Consider the following 14,980-nt stretch of genomic DNA (forward strand, 5'->3'; position numbering starts at 1 on the left):
ATCAGCAGTTGAAGGAGGAACTTGGACTTGATCACTTCGAAGGGCGATCATGGCAAGGTCTTCATCGCCACGCCTTGATGACAATGATTGCCTACGCCTTCCTGCAACATCGTCGCCTCGCATACGCGGGGCGGAAAAAAAAGAATCAACGGGCCTCCGCCTCAGCCAACCATGCCAGCCGTACGTCACGCCATCGTCGATCTCATCCTTCGGCCGCCGTCTCAGCAGTGCCCATATTGCCGAAAGCAGATCCGTGAAAAACAGCGGCGAAAACACAATCTGCCAAAGTAGTGCTAGGACCTCTGATCGGCGAAAAATCCATATCAAACGATGTCAATGCGTTCCGTGACCAGGTCTGTTCGATATCACCACCGCCGCCGCCACCGCCACCAGGGCCGCCGGGGCCACCTCCGCCGCCATCGCCAATGCCGGTGCCGCATGCGAACCTCGCACGCGCGTTGGGGACGGACTTTGCGCGCAGCTACTTCATCTCGGACGCGATCCTTGCGGGGTTCAACCAGTACGCAAGCATCGCCACCAATCCTTCCTATGCGTCGATCGGCCACGGTTGGCATGCTTGGGTAACACCGCGCCAGGTCAATTTCACCGACCGCATCGTCGGACTCACGTCGTACGGCACGCTGTCTGAACTCACATACGGGCTCGACTACCGTGTCAGCCCGGATCTCGTTGCCGGCTTTGCGTTCAATCCTGAAAGCACCAAAGTCACCTACGACGGACTGAATGCATCGATTTACCAGTCGGGAATCGGCGGCGGACCCTACCTGGGATGGCTCGTCAGCCCAACGACACTGTTTGATGCCTGGCTCGGTTACGCACGGCTTGATCGTGCCTTCGACGTTTTCGGCCATGGTGCCAATATGCCTGTCGACCGCGTGTTTCTATCGGCGAGCCTGACCCAGATTGTCGATACGCCATGGGCGCGCGTCGTGCCCCGGTTCACGTTTTTTCATGCTCATGACGACGTCGGGGGCGTTACAAGCGGCCAGGGATTTCCCATCCCCGGCCAGGCCTACAGCTGGGGCCACGTCGAAGGTTCTGTGGAGGTCAATCGAGATTTTGTGGTCGACCAGCGTTTCCTACTGCAGCCGTTCGTCCAGGCAACGTTGCGATACGACACGCAACAGCTTGTCGATACCGTTACCACGATCGACGGCACCGACATTGGGCTCACGCGCTGGCATGGACAGCTGCGTGGCGGCGTTCGCGCCCAACTTGGATCGCAAGCCGAACTGTGGCTATCGGGCGGCTATTTGTCATTCTTCACACCCGGGATCGATGCCTGGGAGGCGAAAGCGCATTTCCGGATGCGCTTCGACGAGACGAACTCGGCGTTGGCCGCTTATATGCCGGTCAAGGCGCCGCCGCCAGTCGCCCCGTTCAGCTGGACTGGCTGCAGTGTCGGCGTGAATGCGGGGTATGGTTCAGCCAAGGCGCAATTCTCTTCCGATCCAAATGGCGCCATCATCGATTTCGCGCAACGTAACGGCGTCCTTCCCGAAATCGCCGCTCAGCAGGCGGGCTCGATCAGTACCCGGAACGCGGGCGGGCTGACTGCCGGCGGCGGCCTTTCCTGCAACGTGCAGTATGACAAGACGGTAATCGGACTAGAGACCGACATCAACTACACAGATCTGCAATCGTCCCAGCTGCGCGGGCCGTTTCCGCTCGCGGCCGGCGTATCAACCACCTGGGAAAACAGTTTTCGCTCGAATTACCTCGGCACGGTCCGTGGGCGTCTGGGATTCCTGGCCAATCAATCGAACATGCTGTACGTGACCGCGGGCCTCGCCTATGCGGATTATGCATTTTCGACGGCAACAGATTTTCCCGGCTTCAGTGGCTTTCGATTTGCGGGCTCCGACTCCCGTGTGAAGCCGGGCTGGACGGCGGGCGTCGGCTGGGAGGCCGTCGTGAGCGGCCCTTGGAGCGCGAAGTTCGAATATCTCTATGTCGATCTCGGTGATCGGACGGCCCCGGCACCGCAGAACATCGGTGGGCTCAGCGCGTACGCCTGGGACCACTCGGCGAAATTGACTGAAAACATTGTTCGCGTAGGGTTGAGCTATAAGTTGACTGGTCCGCCAAGCAGCGGCAGCAGCTGGTTCTCGCGATAAGGCTGGGTGATGCCAAAGCTCATTGCCTATACGATGGACGGCCATGCGGTTCACATCCGGCCTGCATCGCCCGAGCGCGATTGGATGGATGCTTCCGACCAGCGCTATGCGTACCGCTGCCTGCCACTCAACATTGCAAACGCCCATGGCTGGGAACTGCTCTGTCCGTCAGGCTTCTCGGCTCGTTGGGACGGGCTCAATCATAAGGAGACCATTCGGGTCAAGGCTGATCTCGGCACCGACGCGCCGGCTGTGAGCCACTTCGGACATGGTGTATTGACCTTCCACGTCCCGTGCCTGTTCCGCACCGATCCTGGTTTCGACCTTTTTGTCACCGGACCCATCAACAGGCCGAAAGACGCCATTGCGCCGTTGAGCGGGGTCATCGAGACGGATTGGTCACCGTACACCTTCACGATGAACTGGCGATTCACGCGTTCAAACACAAAGATACGATTTGAGCGGGGGGAGCCCTATTGCCATCTTTTTCCGATTGAGCGTGGCAGTCTTGAGCGGATCGAGCCGGAGGCGTTGCCATTATCGAAAGCGCCCGACATCGAGCGCGAGCACAGACTGTGGTCCGAAGGCCGCAACGCCTTCAATACCGACTTGCAGGACCCGGGATCGGGGGCAACGCAGCAGCGGTGGCAAAAGACCTATTTTCGGGGCCTCAATCCCTCGGGCGAGGAAACGCATGCGGATCACCGGAGCCGGCTTCGCTTGAAGGATTTCGTGTCAAAGGATTAGTCCGGCCGACGGGCCGAATTTGTGCGGACAGCGCACGGCCCCACATCGCCCCGCAGCGCAATCGCTACGCGCCGTTGATGATGTACACGACTTCTTAATGTTTGGACTCTCCTGACTTGTTCGATTCCGATTCGTTCTTGGCGAACAAATTGGAGTCAGATGCAGAACGTCGCTGTGGTGCGCGATGCGTTTCTCTGCTCCACTCGGCGCGCATAGGAGAGCGGATTGATGGCCAAGAAGGCAGGCAACAAGACCAGCAAGAAAGCGAACAGGCCCGCGTCGCGGCGCACGGTGCTCGTGATCGACGTCGGCGGCACGCATGTGAAGGTCATGACCGACAAGGAGCGCATCAAGCGCGAATTCGACTCGGGTCCAACTCTGTCCGCGACCGAGATGGTGCGGCAGGTCAAGCTGCTCACCAAGGACTGGTCCTATGATGTGATCTCGGTCGGTTATCCCGGACCCGTCGTTCACAACCGTCCGCTGACCGAGCCGCACAATCTCGGCCGCGGCTGGGCCGGCTTCGATTTTCACCGGGCGTTCGGCCGCCCGACCAGGGTCGTCAACGATGCGCTGATGCAGGCGATCGGCAGCTATCAGGGCGGGCGGATGCTGTTTCTCGGCCTCGGCACCGGCCTCGGCTCCGCGATGATCGTGGACGGTGTTTACGAGCCGATGGAGCTTGGTCATTTGCCATACCGCAAGGGCGCGACGTTCGAGGATTATGTCGGCGCCGCGGGTCTCGAGCGGCGCGGCCGGAAGAAATGGCGCAAGAGCGTCGACGACGTCATCGCGCGACTGTCCGCCGCGCTGGAGCCCGAGTATATCGTGCTCGGCGGCGGCAATGCCGACAAGGTCGACAACCCGCCGCCCAAGGTGAGGTTCGGCGACAACGCCAACGCGTTCGAGGGCGGATTTCGAATGTGGAAGAAGCGAGCGCGCAAGGCGAACGGCGCGGCTCGATGAAGCCGGAACCGCCACCAAATTGCCGCAACTGCCGAAGTTTCGCGCTGCTTCGCACTCCTGTTGTCGGAACTGATGGGTGCGCCGCTTGTTTTATGCGGCATAACATCCTGTTCCATGAGGAGTGAGCCATGCGAAGTTTCATTATTCCCGCGATCGCGGCCCTGGCGATCGGCGCAGCGACGCCGGCGATGGCCTACGATTCCGGTAGCCAGATCTCGATGGAGGCCGCGCTCGATGTCGCGACCGGTCTCGGCATCGTGACGGTGTCCAATACCCAGTTCCTCGGCGACGAGTGGGAGGTCGAGGGGCGTGACCGCCTCGGCCGCTGGATGAAGGTCGATGTCGACGCGCGGACCGGCGAGGTGCGCAACGTGGATCGCGGCTGGTAGCCCGCGTCTTCACCACTGCGTGACATTCGGAACGGCCGGCGGAGCAGGGCGCACGCCGGCCGTTCGTTATCCAGAACTGTCTGATGCCGTGCTTTGGCTGAATGGCATAAAGCTGGGGTATGCTGGTCCCATCATTCCGGGAATCGCCGCCAGCGCGGCGGCCCGTGAACAGGAGACCGGCCATGACAAAACCGTTTCCGTCCAAAACCCATATCGGCAATCACCTGCTGCATCCGGAAACCCAGATGCTGAACTACGGCTACGATCCGCAGCTGTCGGAGGGCGCCGTCAAGCCGCCCGTGTTCCTGACCTCGACCTTCGTGTTCCGCACCGCCGAGGACGGCAAGGACTTTTTCGACTTTGTCGCGGGCCGGCGCGAGCCTCCAGAAGGCATGGGGGCGGGGCTGGTCTATTCGCGCTTCAATCATCCGAACAGCGAGATCGTCGAGGACCGGCTTGCGATTTATGAGCGCACCGAGAGCTGCGCGCTGTTCTCCTCCGGCATGTCGGCGATCTCGACCACGGTGCTGGCCTTCGCGCGGCCCGGCGACGTGATCCTGCATTCGCAGCCGCTCTATGGCGGCACCGAGACGCTGTTCACCAGGACGCTGGCTGGTTTCTCGATTCACGCCGTGGGCTTTGCTGACGGCCTCGACGAGAGTGTCATCCGCGCTGCTGCCGACGAGGCGATGAAGAAGGGCCGTGTCGCGATGATCTTCATCGAGACGCCGGCCAATCCGACCAACGGCCTGGTCGATATCGCGCTGACGCGGCGCATCGCCGACGCGATCGGCAAGGCACAGGGCCATACGCCGATCATCGCTTGCGACAACACGCTGCTCGGGCCGGTGTTTCAGCGGCCGATCGAGCACGGCGCCGATCTCTCGCTGTACTCGCTGACGAAATATGTCGGCGGCCATTCCGACCTGATCGCTGGCGCGGCGCTCGGCTCGAAGAAGCTGATGAAGGACATCAAGGCGCTGCGCGGCGCGATCGGCACCCAGCTCGATCCGCATTCCTGCTGGATGATCAGCCGTTCGCTGGAAACGCTCAGTCTGCGCATGGAAAAGGCCGACCGCAACGCGCGGATCGTCGCCGACTATCTGCGCGACCATCCCAAGGTGGCGCAGGTGCATTATCTCGGCCATCACGATCCGGCGTCGCCTGCGGGGCGCGTGTTCGCGAGCCAAAGCAGCGGCGCCGGTTCGACCTTCTCGTTCGATATCGTCGGCGGGCAGCAGGCGGCGGAGAAATTCCTCAACTCGCTGCAGATCTTCAAGCTCGCAGTCAGCCTCGGCGGCACCGAGTCGCTCGCGAGCCTGCCGGCCACCATGACGCATTCCGGCGTGCCGGCCGACATCCGCAAACGGATCGGCGTGCTGGATTCGACGATCCGGCTCTCGATCGGGATCGAGCATCCGTCCGACCTGGTGGCCGACATCGCGCAGGCGTTGAGCCGGGTGTGAGCCAGTCAAAAGCGTGTAGGATGGGTCGAGCCAACGGGGCCGCGCGTCGCGCGGCCCGATGATAAACTCCACGAAACCCGTCCTACGGGCTACCAAACCTCCGGAGAGAGTGCATGCTGGCAATCACGGCGATCATCCGCGCGAAGAAGGGCCATGAGGCGGCGATGCGTCAGGCGTTGCTCGACGTCGTCGAGCATGTCCGCGCCAACGAGCCGTCCACCGTCGGCTACTACGTCTCGCAGGATGTCGACAGTCCGCGGATATTTTCGACGTATGAGCGATACCTGGATCAGGCGGCGATGGACCGGCACAACAATTCGCCGGCTGTGGCGCGCTTCTTTGAGGTCGCGAAGCCGATCCTCGACGGCGAGGTAATAGTGGTCTTGGCGAACGAGATTGCGAGCAAGGAGGAGTAGGGCGTTCGCCACCGGGTCACAAATAATAGCTTGCTCCGGAAAGGCTCCGCCGCAGCGCGTTCATTCTTCGATTTGGGCGGCGCGGAGCATTGCAGACCGGCGCGGTCGGCGATTTCAGGGCAAACCCATCGCGGCGGAACTGCGCTCGAAGCGAGCGCGAGAGCGGACAACGTTGACGCGGAGGCGGCGCGCCGTTATTGGCGGCCCGGAAAATTCCGACGCAACGATACGGGATGGTCTCGATGCAAGTGACTTTGATGAAAGGCAAGATTCATCGCGCGCACGTCACCGAAGCGGACTTGCATTATGAGGGGTCGATTTCGATCGACCGCAATTTGATCGAGGCCGCCGGTTTCCTCATCAATGAACGTGTTGACATCTATAACATCGACACCGGCGCGCGGTTCTCGACCTACGTGATCGAGGCGCCGGCGGGATCGGGCACCATCGGCCTCAACGGCGCGGCCGCACGGCTTGCCATGGCCGGCGACAAGGTCATCATCGTCGCCTATGCCAGCTTCGACGCCGACGAGGCGCGCAAATTTCATCCGCGGGTCGTGCTGGTCGACGACAAGAACCGGCACATCGCGAAGGCTGCCGCCTCACCGGCGAAAGCCTTGGCGGATGCGTAAGCTGGGCTACGCTAGGCCTTCTTGACGAACTCCGATTTCAGATTCATCGGGCCAATGCCGTCGATCTTGCAGGCGATGTTGTGTCCGTCGCTGCCCTCGGTGAGGCGGATGTTCCTGACCTTGGTGCCGCCCTTGACCACCGACGACGAGCCCTTGACCTTGAGGTCCTTGATCACGATGACGCTGTCGCCGTCCGTCAGCGGGTTGCCATGCGCATCGCGCACGCCCGCTTGCTGGGCGGTCTCGGCGGCCGCGGCCGCATCGCTGCTCCACTCATGGGCACATTCCGGGCAAACCCAGAGAACGCCGTCCTGATAGGCATGCTCGGAATTGCATTTCGGGCAGTTCATTGCGGCGTCCATAGTCGAGATCGTCTCCGTCGTTGCGGGCGCACCGTAGAGGCACAGGCGGCCAAAGCAAGCAAAAACCCGGCGATTTGATGCGCAAAGCGGCGCAAAGGTGACGAGCCACTCGTCCACCCGCGGATGCCGGTGGAACGGTCCGCGCCCCTATCCGTTGCCGTTCGTCGCTCGGCATTGCGCCCCTGTGCTCGCGGGGAACGGTTCACTGATCGTCGCGTCCGGGCCGGCAATTCATCCAGGGGCAATCGGCTGATCCCAAACATGGACGCGGAAGATGAATCAGAGAAATCCGGCCTTCGTCTGCCTTCGCACGTCGCTCGTTACCGCCGCCTTCACGTCGGCGTTGCTGGTGGGCGCGAGCCTTGTAACCGCAAGTCTTGTAACCGCAAGTCTTGCCCACGCACAGCCGGCGAATTCGCGCGCGGATCATGGCAATGGTGGTCCCGGCGAGTTCGCCGACCTTGCGGAGAAGGTCGGGCCGGCTGTGATTGGCGTCAACGCCAAGGTGGCGGCTGCGGCGGATGACGACGACTCGTCTCCCGGCGACTCACCCGGCGGTTCTCTCGGGCCGGACGGCTCGCCCGATCAGGACACGCCGGGGAGGGCCGTTCCGAATCCCGGCGGGCGCGGACCGGGCAATCTGCCGAAGCTGGGTGAGATGACCTCGATCGGTTCGGGCTTCTTCATCTCGGCGGACGGCTATGCGGTGACGAACAATCACGTCCTCGGCGGCAGCGACCGCGCCGATGTCCGCACCAGCGACAACAAGGTCTACAAGGCGAAGGTGCTGGGCAAGGATCCGGTCAGCGACCTGGCCCTGCTCAAGGTCGATGGGCGGACCGACTTCAGCTATGTCAAGCTCGCGGATCAAGCGCCGCGCACCGGCGATTGGGTGCTCGCGGCCGGCAATTCATTCGGCCTCGGAAACACCGTCACCGCGGGGATCGTCTCGGCGCGTGCGCGCGATCTGGAGACTGGATCTTCGGAAGATTTCGTCCAGATCGACGCGCGGATCAACCGCGGCGATTCCGGCGGGCCGAGCTTCAACACGCATGGCGAGGTGATCGGCGTGAACAGCCTGATCTTCTCGCCCTCCGGCGGCTCGGTCGGTGTCGCGTTTGCGATACCCGCCGATACCGTGAAGACGGTGATCCCGCAGCTGAAGGACAAGGGCTCGGTCACGCGCGGCTGGATGGGCGCCCAGATTCAATCGATCACCCCCGGCATTGCCGAAAGCCTCGGTGCGAACAATCTGCACGGCGCGGTCGTGGTCGGCGTGCAGACCGGCGGCCCGGCAGCGAAGGCCGGATTGAGGCGGGGCGACGTGATCACCTCGGTCAATGACGAGCCGATCAAGAGCGCCAACGAGCTGACCAAGAAGGTCTATGCGGGCGCGCCGGGCAGTTCGGTCAAGCTTTCGATGCTGCGGGACAATGCGCCGAATTCACTGAGCGTGACGCTCGGACAGCTCGCACAGTCGCAGGCGCCCGCCGGCGCGCCGAAGTGAGGCTGCGTTAGTGCGTAGGCCACTACCCATCCTGCAGGCTACGTCTGCGGTGTGATCCCGCCGGCCTTGGCGATCAGCTCGAACGATCGCAGCCGCTTCTGGTGATCATAGACGTCGGACACGATCATCAGCTCGTCGGCGCCGGTCTCCGCGACCAGCGCGTCGATGCCGGCGCGCACCGTCGCGGGCGAGCCGATGATGGAGCGCGCGAGCATCCGCATCGCCTGCACCTTCTCCGACGGCGACCAGTAGCTCTCGATGTCGCCGATCGGCGGTTGGCTGAGGCCGCGCGCGCCGCGGAAGATGTTGGTGAACGACATCTGCTGCGTGGTCGCGAGCCGCCGCGCCTCCTCGTCGGTGTCGGCGGCAATGATGTTGACGCCGACCATGGTGTAGGGGCGGTCGAGCTGCTCCGACGGCTTGAAGCGGGCGCGATAGATCTGCAGCGCCTGGATCAGCAGCTCGGGGGCAAAGTGCGAGGCGAAGGCGTAGGGCAGGCCGAGCTCGCCGGCCAGCATCGCGCCGAAATTGCTCGAGCCGAGAATCCACAGCGGCACGTCGGTGCCCGCGGCCGGCACCGCCTGGATGCGCTGGTTGGGACCGGCAGCGGCGAGGAAGGCCTGCACCTCGAGCACGTCCTGCGGAAAGTTCTCGGCGGATTCCGGCGTGCGGCGCAGCGCGCGCAGCGTGAGCTGGTCGGTGCCCGGGGCGCGGCCGAGGCCAAGGTCGATGCGATCCGGAAACAGCCGCGCCAGCGTGCCGAACTGCTCGGCAATGACATAGGGCGCGTGGTTGGGCAGCATGATGCCGCCGGCGCCGACCCGGATGGTCTTGGTTCCTGCCGCGATGTGCCCGATCACGACCGACGTCGCGGCGCTGGCGATGCCCGCCATGTTGTGATGCTCCGCCACCCAGATGCGGCGATAGCCGAGCGCCTCCGCATGCACGGCGACATCGCGCGCGTTGTAGAGCGCGCCGCGCGCGTCGGTTTCCTCGGTGACGCGGACGAGATCGAGAATGGAGAGGGCGGCCACGGCGACTCCGGAGCGTTAGGGACGGGGAGCCGATGGTATTTGGCTGTGTCCAGGTGGATGCGAAACGGCGGGGAACAGCCGGTTCATGCAGATGCATATGGATGCGGTCGCCATGCCGGTCAATCCGCCTGATGCGATCGACGAAGCAGGGCTGCCCATCCAAAATATCGAAAACAACCCCATGCAAAGGAGCAGGTTGCAGCCGGCACTCGGAAGTACGACTTGACGCGTCGGGCAAATCGGTGGTATTTTTCCATTATTCCGAAATAGTGCAGGCAGCCCATTGCTGCACAATGGCTTCTGCGGTCAGCAGCGTAGCGTAGGATGGGTAGAGCGCAGCGAAACCCATCATCTCGCCACTCGGCTTGCAGCCTGATGGGTTTCGCTTCGCTCTACCCATCCTACAGTCCTCATTCGCACGCTCGACTACCGCTATCGGAGAACCGACGCGTCAGTCCCCAGACGATTGCGGCCGTGGCTGAAGTCGCGAGCAGATGCTTCAAGGTGTGTCCGCTGACGAACTGAAGCGTGTTCGCGATCTGGTGGTCGAGCACTTCGGCGATCTTGGCCACAACGTACAACATCATCGCGGCGGCGAATGCGATGCGGTCGGCGCGCGGCGCGCGATAGATCGATTGCCACAGCGGGATCAGGACGAGCGGGAGGACCTGCAGCAGCAGATACGGTCGCAGGTCGCCCGCACCATGCCGGTCGGTGGCGACCCACCACGCGACGCTGGCGGCGGCGTAAAGCCCGAGCACGATCGCTTCGATGTTCGTTTTCGATTCCGGCCGGGTGTCGCCGCGGACGCCGACCAGCAGGCCGGCGCCGGCAAGTGCGATCGGCAGCATGTCCCAGGTCAGCCGGCCATTGCCGGGGGCAAGGTGAAAGAAGGCGGACCCGAATGCGGTCAGGAACAGTCCGATCAGGAACAGGCGGTAGCCCGGCCAGCCGGCGCGCAGCCGATCGCTGTTGCGGTGAGGGCGCAGCGCCAGCCAGCCCCAGATCGCGACCAGGGCGAAGCCGATGTTCGACAAGACATCGCCTGCGTGGGGGATGCCCAAGACGGCCGAGTGGTCGGCGAAATCGTTGTAGCCGGCCGGCTGCGCGATGCGCCCGTGCACCGCGAATGCTGCGATGATGCCGATCGTGACGATCGTCGGGGCGACTTTCATCCACGGTTTCACGGGCCGTTCGAACCTGGTCAATCCGTCCATCCGGAAGGTCGTTTGCATCGCCGGCTCCGACAAAAATGAACATTGTTCAATAATTGGCATAAAAATGAGCGACGTTCAAGTTCCTTTTTCGGGAGGGGCCGATATGCTGATGGGGAAGGTGCCAGGGGACCTCCGCCGAGGTGTCAACGCGGCCTCCGGCTTGCGCTCCACAGCAACGCGCGCAGTAGCCCGCATGAGCGAAGCGATATGCGGGGGCCGGTGATGTGTTCTTGCGAGGCGGATCCCGGATGTCGTGGAGCCTGTCATCGGGCGCGCGTTCGCGCGACCCGTTGGCTCATCCGGGCTACCGGGACAAAAGCGCAGGGCGTTTCGGCGACGCGCGACTTGCCGAAAATGTGCTGATGATGGCGGCTTACGCGCGCGGCCGATCCACCCTACCTTCGCTGGGCGCCGACCCGCACAGTCTTAACCGATCCGATCCGGAGCGAGACCTATTCCCCAGCTCATCTTCGGCCTGACCAGCCTGCTGATCCTGGCCCGCTTCATCTGGCCGCTCGACTGGCCGCTGCCGGCAAAGATCGTCGCCGCGTTGCTGGTGCTGGTCGCCTTGCAGTTTCACCGCTGGAACAGGCTGTCGTCGGGATCGGAATTCTCGCCGGAGTTTCCGCGTCCGGTGGTCGTCCTGTTCAACTGGGCGTTCGGCGCGATCATGCTACTGGCGCTGCTGCAACTGGCGCTCGATGCCGGGCTGCTGGTCACAGCGCTGATCCACGGCGGCTTCGTCGGCGCGCCCGACGGCGTCCGCTACGCACTTGCAGCGCTCGCGGCCGCCGCCGCCGCGATCGGCGTCCATCAGGCGATGCGCATTCCGCCGCTCAGGGATGTCGAGGTCGGCATAAGGGGACTTCCGCGGCAGTTCGACGGCTACACCATCCTGCAACTGACCGATCTGCACATCAGCCGGCTGTTTCCTGCGCCATGGGCGCGCGCCGTGGTCGAGCGATCGAACAAGCTCGGCGCGGACCTGATCGCGATCACCGGCGATCTGATCGACGGCACCATCGACGCGCGGCGGGGCGACATCGCGCCGCTGCGCGACCTGATGGCAGCCGATGGCGTCTACGTGATCTCGGGCAATCACGAATATATCTTCGGCTATGACGGCTGGATGGCGCACTACGAAGCGCTCGGCCTGCGCTCGCTCGAGAACCGGCACATCGTGCTCGAGCGCGGCGCCGGCAAGCTCGTGATCGCAGGGATCACCGACCGCGCCTCGCGCCACCGGGGGCATTCGATCCGCGACCTTGCCGCGGTTCTCGACGGCGCCCCGAAAGGCGCGCCCGTCGTCCTGCTCGACCACCAGCCGAGCGACGCACGAAAGGCAGCGCGGCTCGGCGTCGCCCTGCAGCTCTCCGCGCGCGCCAATGCCGGCTTCGTCTCCGGCCGCTACGACGTCGACGGGATGACGCTCTACGTCAACAACGGTACCGCGCTCTGGCCGGGCTTTGCCTTGCGGCTCGGCCGCCCCTCTGAATTGACGCGGATCACGTTGCGTGTGGCTGAAGGCGTCTGATCGATTTGTTGCGCATGCGATGCGCGGTGTCCGGTCTGTTTCTCGGCCAGGGCGGCAGCGGTAGCCCGCATGAGCGAAGCGACATGCGGGGTCGGTCGTGCGTATGGCGATGCCGGTCCCGGATATCGCTTCGCTCATCCGGGCTACGAGGCTTCCGATTTGTGCACGAGCAAACGTTCCGAAGGTCGCAGGAGGGTGAGAATCGGTCACTCACGTTCCAAGGCCGGCGGCTGCCATGCGTCGATCGCCGTCTCCGGGTAAATCTGCACCGAGCCGGGCTCGAAGTAGCTCTCGATCGCATATCCGAGCCTGGTCAAATCCGTACGATACCAACCAACGATTCGACCGCGCCATGATGCTCGCCCCTTCTTGGCGGCATAGTCACCCATTTGAAACTTTGCATCTGCGGGCCACGGATCGACCATCTCGCCTCCGACCGAATTGCCTTGAAAAGAAGACATTATGGCCGACCCATCTACGTCCGCAACGGGTCGATTTCGTCCCGCCGATCTCGGTCTGACAGCGGCAATGATCTTGCCAGCTTCACACCAATCTCTTCGCGATCGAGGTGCAGCGAAGGCGGCCTGAGCGAAACGAACAAGCACGTAACGAATAGGGTGGGTTCGCCAACGGATCGCGCGGAGCGCGTGTCCGATGATAGACTCCTCGTAACCCGCCGCTCGGCGTTACCGCGACGAAGGGCGGATTACGCTGCGCTAATCCGCCCTACGAGCCGCGAGATGCTCATCGCGTCGGTCTCTTTTGGTAGACACCTGAAAATGAGACGTTTGTCCCGCCGCAATGGAGGTTGTCGCCGACAACCAGTAACTTGCCGACGAGCTGCATCGTGACCTGACAGTCGAGTTCGTCCGTCCCGTCACCGAATTTCATCTTATCGTCTGAAGGTTTTGCTTCGTAATCAAGCTCGCCGGAATGGGTGCGGCTGCCCGAACCCCAAATGGCCTCGCCCTTGATGGCCAGCTGACCTGCCTCTTTCGATTTCGAGATGCGAATGACGTTGTCGTAGGCACGCCATTCGCCGAGCCAATCCCGTTCTGCCGGTCCTCGTATGTCCTCCTGCCACGCAAGCCTTTCGATCTCGATCCAGCCGACCGTCTCAGTGCCCTTGCGAGGTTGAAACCAACTGCATGCGAACTTGCCTGACGTCCGGGAAACAATGACTTCATCGTTGCGAACGACATAAGTTTTCAGACGACAGGCTTGGTCGTCGGGGCAACGCTCGTTGCCGTCGCCGCGGAAATAGATCCTGTCGCCGGCTGCGCCTTTGATCTTCGCCAGCCTGTAGTCGGTGCTCTCGCGCGGGAAATATCCGTTCCGACAAATGTTGTCGGCGTTGCCCTTGAGCTGGCCGGATGCGGGCGAGGTTTGGAGAATGCTCCATGCGAGGAGTCCGAGCGAAGCCTGGACAACGCGTCTCATTGGGTTTTCACCTTCGATTCATTTTCCGCATGGAATGCGGCAGGGTGGCGGGGCGGTGATTCCATACTAATTTGGTCCGACAAAGCGCCGCAGATCAATCGCATGAAAACGTGATCAATCAGTTGTTGCCATCGCGTAGGGCGGATTAGCCGAAGGCGTGACCCGCCGACTTTTAGCTCATTGAGCGAAGGCGGAAGCGTAATCCGCCGAAGTTCTCGCATTGTTCTCGGAAGGATTCACAAGACCATCTGTTGGTCAACCTCAGACAATGACGAAGAACTTTTCTTTTCCCTTCTACTGTATGCCAAAGTCTGCTTCGGCCGCGCAACGGGACAAGGGAAAATCAGAAATCATGAGCATGGACCGTGGAATTGCCGACGCTGGTGCTATGGGCGAGGGCGCTCTGCCTGGGCCTCGGTCGCGGCTTCTCAACCGCCGGGCGTTTCTGGTCGGTTCTGCTGCTGGTCTCGCCGCACTGAGCCTGGCCGGTTGTGCGTCCGACTACATGAGCCTGGCCGAGGCGGAGAAGGTCTACGGGCCCGTGCCCGACGAGAAATTCCCGATCCCCGCGGTCGACGTCAGTAAGGTCGATCCGAAATATTTTCGCAAGACCGTGAAGTACCACAGCGATGAGGCGCCCGGTACGATCATCGTCGATCCGAGCAAATACTATGTCTACCGCATCGAAGGCGAAGGAAACGCGACCCGCTATGGCGCCAATGTCGGCCGCGATGGGTTCCGGTGGAGCGGGGAGGCTTATGTCGGGCGCAAAGCCGAATGGCCGACCTGGACGCCGCCCAAGGAGATGATCGCGCGCCAGCCGGAGGCGGGCAAATATGCTCGCGGCATGGCTGGGGGTCTCGACAATCCACTTGGCGCGCGCGTGCTCTACCTCTACCAAAATGGGGTGTACACGCTTTACACGATCTATAGCACCAGCGCCCCCGAAACGATCGGGAACGGTATTACGAGCGGCTGTACCGGCCTCCTCAGTCAGGACATGATCGACCTCTATTCGCGAACGCCCCTCAAAACGAAGGTGATCGTGCTGCCGGCGTAAATTGCGTCGGCCGTCGGCCCCAGGCGCTGCCAGAGACGCCTTTGTGCGGCGATGGTTGTCGAAAGACGCAGG

16 protein-coding genes and 1 pseudogene are annotated in these 14,980 nt (G+C 62.7%); 12 read left to right on the forward strand and 5 right to left on the reverse strand.

Annotation, left to right across the window (positions count from 1 at the left end):
* The 8 genes and pseudogenes from J6525_RS25980 to panD all read left to right on the forward strand — a co-directional run.
* Positions 1 to 257, forward strand: a pseudogene (locus J6525_RS25980) (IS701 family transposase); the annotation flags it as partial.
* Positions 258 to 425: 168 nt separating this feature from the next.
* Positions 426 to 2,138: an outer membrane beta-barrel protein gene (locus tag J6525_RS25985; RefSeq protein ID WP_225646799.1), complete on the forward strand. Its 1,713-nt coding sequence runs from the start codon at positions 426 to 428 to the stop codon at positions 2,136 to 2,138.
* Between the two features lie 9 nt (positions 2,139 to 2,147).
* Complete coding sequence (locus tag J6525_RS25990) at positions 2,148 to 2,885, forward strand: DUF6065 family protein (protein WP_225646800.1); 738 nt, start codon at positions 2,148 to 2,150, stop codon at positions 2,883 to 2,885.
* 228 nt (positions 2,886 to 3,113) lie between these two features.
* Positions 3,114 to 3,851 carry an ROK family protein gene (locus J6525_RS25995; protein WP_225646801.1) on the forward strand — a complete coding sequence of 246 codons (738 nt, stop codon included), beginning with the start codon at positions 3,114 to 3,116 and terminating at the stop codon, positions 3,849 to 3,851.
* 128 nt (positions 3,852 to 3,979) lie between these two features.
* Complete coding sequence (locus J6525_RS26000) at positions 3,980 to 4,240, forward strand: PepSY domain-containing protein (protein WP_092086263.1); 261 nt, start codon at positions 3,980 to 3,982, stop codon at positions 4,238 to 4,240.
* A gap of 182 nt (positions 4,241 to 4,422) precedes the next feature.
* Positions 4,423 to 5,706: a cystathionine gamma-synthase family protein gene (locus J6525_RS26005; RefSeq protein ID WP_076832148.1), complete on the forward strand. Its 1,284-nt coding sequence runs from the start codon at positions 4,423 to 4,425 to the stop codon at positions 5,704 to 5,706.
* 113 nt (positions 5,707 to 5,819) lie between these two features.
* On the forward strand, positions 5,820 to 6,122 hold the full coding sequence (locus J6525_RS26010) for a putative quinol monooxygenase (protein ID WP_225646802.1): 303 nt from the start codon (positions 5,820 to 5,822) through the stop codon (positions 6,120 to 6,122).
* Between the two features lie 242 nt (positions 6,123 to 6,364).
* Positions 6,365 to 6,754, forward strand: coding sequence for an aspartate 1-decarboxylase (panD, locus tag J6525_RS26015; protein ID WP_157346549.1), 390 nt, complete (start codon positions 6,365 to 6,367; stop codon positions 6,752 to 6,754).
* Positions 6,755 to 6,765: 11 nt separating this feature from the next.
* On the opposite strand, the gene J6525_RS26020 is transcribed toward panD, so the two are convergent.
* On the reverse strand, positions 6,766 to 7,116 hold the full coding sequence (locus tag J6525_RS26020; protein WP_225646803.1) for a zinc ribbon domain-containing protein YjdM: 351 nt from the start codon (positions 7,114 to 7,116) through the stop codon (positions 6,766 to 6,768).
* A 274-nt stretch (positions 7,117 to 7,390) separates the two neighbouring features.
* Between J6525_RS26020 and J6525_RS26025 the strand changes: the two genes are divergently transcribed.
* Positions 7,391 to 8,623 carry a S1C family serine protease gene (locus J6525_RS26025; protein ID WP_225646804.1) on the forward strand — a complete coding sequence of 411 codons (1,233 nt, stop codon included), beginning with the start codon at positions 7,391 to 7,393 and terminating at the stop codon, positions 8,621 to 8,623.
* A 38-nt stretch (positions 8,624 to 8,661) separates the two neighbouring features.
* Here J6525_RS26025 and J6525_RS26030 read toward each other — a convergent pair whose 3' ends face one another.
* Positions 8,662 to 9,657, reverse strand: a complete 996-nt coding sequence (locus tag J6525_RS26030; RefSeq protein WP_225646805.1) for an LLM class flavin-dependent oxidoreductase — start codon at positions 9,655 to 9,657, stop codon at positions 8,662 to 8,664.
* A gap of 85 nt (positions 9,658 to 9,742) precedes the next feature.
* Between J6525_RS26030 and J6525_RS26035 the strand changes: the two genes are divergently transcribed.
* Entirely contained in the window at positions 9,743 to 9,883 is a 141-nt protein-coding gene (locus J6525_RS26035; RefSeq protein WP_176937047.1) for a hypothetical protein, read from the forward strand.
* Between the two features lie 184 nt (positions 9,884 to 10,067).
* Here J6525_RS26035 and J6525_RS26040 read toward each other — a convergent pair whose 3' ends face one another.
* Positions 10,068 to 10,832 (reverse strand): hypothetical protein, encoded by a 765-nt coding sequence (locus J6525_RS26040; protein ID WP_225646806.1) that lies wholly within the window; start codon positions 10,830 to 10,832, stop codon positions 10,068 to 10,070.
* A gap of 496 nt (positions 10,833 to 11,328) precedes the next feature.
* Between J6525_RS26040 and J6525_RS26045 the strand changes: the two genes are divergently transcribed.
* Complete coding sequence (locus J6525_RS26045; RefSeq protein WP_225646858.1) at positions 11,329 to 12,408, forward strand: metallophosphoesterase; 1,080 nt, start codon at positions 11,329 to 11,331, stop codon at positions 12,406 to 12,408.
* A 206-nt stretch (positions 12,409 to 12,614) separates the two neighbouring features.
* On the opposite strand, the gene J6525_RS26050 is transcribed toward J6525_RS26045, so the two are convergent.
* Both J6525_RS26050 and J6525_RS26055 read right to left on the reverse strand, forming a co-directional pair.
* Positions 12,615 to 12,869 carry a hypothetical protein gene (locus tag J6525_RS26050; RefSeq protein ID WP_063790162.1) on the reverse strand — a complete coding sequence of 85 codons (255 nt, stop codon included), beginning with the start codon at positions 12,867 to 12,869 and terminating at the stop codon, positions 12,615 to 12,617.
* Positions 12,870 to 13,152: 283 nt separating this feature from the next.
* A complete protein-coding gene (locus J6525_RS26055) occupies positions 13,153 to 13,848 on the reverse strand; it encodes a hypothetical protein (protein WP_225646807.1) in 696 nt (231 codons plus the stop codon).
* Between the two features lie 352 nt (positions 13,849 to 14,200).
* On the opposite strand from J6525_RS26055, the gene J6525_RS26060 reads away from it, so the two are divergent.
* The gene (locus J6525_RS26060; RefSeq protein WP_225646859.1) at positions 14,201 to 14,908 is read left to right on the forward strand and encodes a L,D-transpeptidase; all 708 of its coding nucleotides are present in this window, start codon (positions 14,201 to 14,203) and stop codon (positions 14,906 to 14,908) included.
* The last annotated feature ends 72 nt before the right edge of the window (positions 14,909 to 14,980 follow it).

It is taken from the genome of Bradyrhizobium australafricanum, from assembly GCF_020329495.1.
GTDB lineage: Bacteria > Pseudomonadota > Alphaproteobacteria > Rhizobiales > Xanthobacteraceae > Bradyrhizobium > Bradyrhizobium australafricanum.

Excerpts from the sequence above, each read along its gene's own strand:
- J6525_RS26020 (WP_225646803.1), bottom strand. The coding sequence starts at position 7,116 with ATGGACGCCGCAATGAACTGCCCGAAATGCAATTCCGAGCATGCCTAT.
- J6525_RS25985 (WP_225646799.1), top strand. The coding sequence starts at position 426 with ATGCCGGTGCCGCATGCGAACCTCGCACGCGCGTTGGGGACGGACTTT.
- J6525_RS26000 (WP_092086263.1), top strand. The coding sequence starts at position 3,980 with ATGCGAAGTTTCATTATTCCCGCGATCGCGGCCCTGGCGATCGGCGCA.
- panD (WP_157346549.1), top strand. The coding sequence starts at position 6,365 with ATGCAAGTGACTTTGATGAAAGGCAAGATTCATCGCGCGCACGTCACC.
- J6525_RS25990 (WP_225646800.1), top strand. The coding sequence starts at position 2,148 with ATGCCAAAGCTCATTGCCTATACGATGGACGGCCATGCGGTTCACATC.
- J6525_RS26035 (WP_176937047.1), top strand. The coding sequence starts at position 9,743 with ATGCAGATGCATATGGATGCGGTCGCCATGCCGGTCAATCCGCCTGAT.
- J6525_RS25995 (WP_225646801.1), top strand. The coding sequence starts at position 3,114 with ATGGCCAAGAAGGCAGGCAACAAGACCAGCAAGAAAGCGAACAGGCCC.
- J6525_RS26050 (WP_063790162.1), bottom strand. The coding sequence starts at position 12,869 with ATGTCTTCTTTTCAAGGCAATTCGGTCGGAGGCGAGATGGTCGATCCG.
- J6525_RS26010 (WP_225646802.1), top strand. The coding sequence starts at position 5,820 with ATGCTGGCAATCACGGCGATCATCCGCGCGAAGAAGGGCCATGAGGCG.
- J6525_RS26040 (WP_225646806.1), bottom strand. The coding sequence starts at position 10,832 with ATGAAAGTCGCCCCGACGATCGTCACGATCGGCATCATCGCAGCATTC.
- J6525_RS26025 (WP_225646804.1), top strand. The coding sequence starts at position 7,391 with ATGAATCAGAGAAATCCGGCCTTCGTCTGCCTTCGCACGTCGCTCGTT.
- J6525_RS26005 (WP_076832148.1), top strand. The coding sequence starts at position 4,423 with ATGACAAAACCGTTTCCGTCCAAAACCCATATCGGCAATCACCTGCTG.
- J6525_RS26055 (WP_225646807.1), bottom strand. The coding sequence starts at position 13,848 with ATGAGACGCGTTGTCCAGGCTTCGCTCGGACTCCTCGCATGGAGCATT.
- J6525_RS26060 (WP_225646859.1), top strand. The coding sequence starts at position 14,201 with ATGAGCATGGACCGTGGAATTGCCGACGCTGGTGCTATGGGCGAGGGC.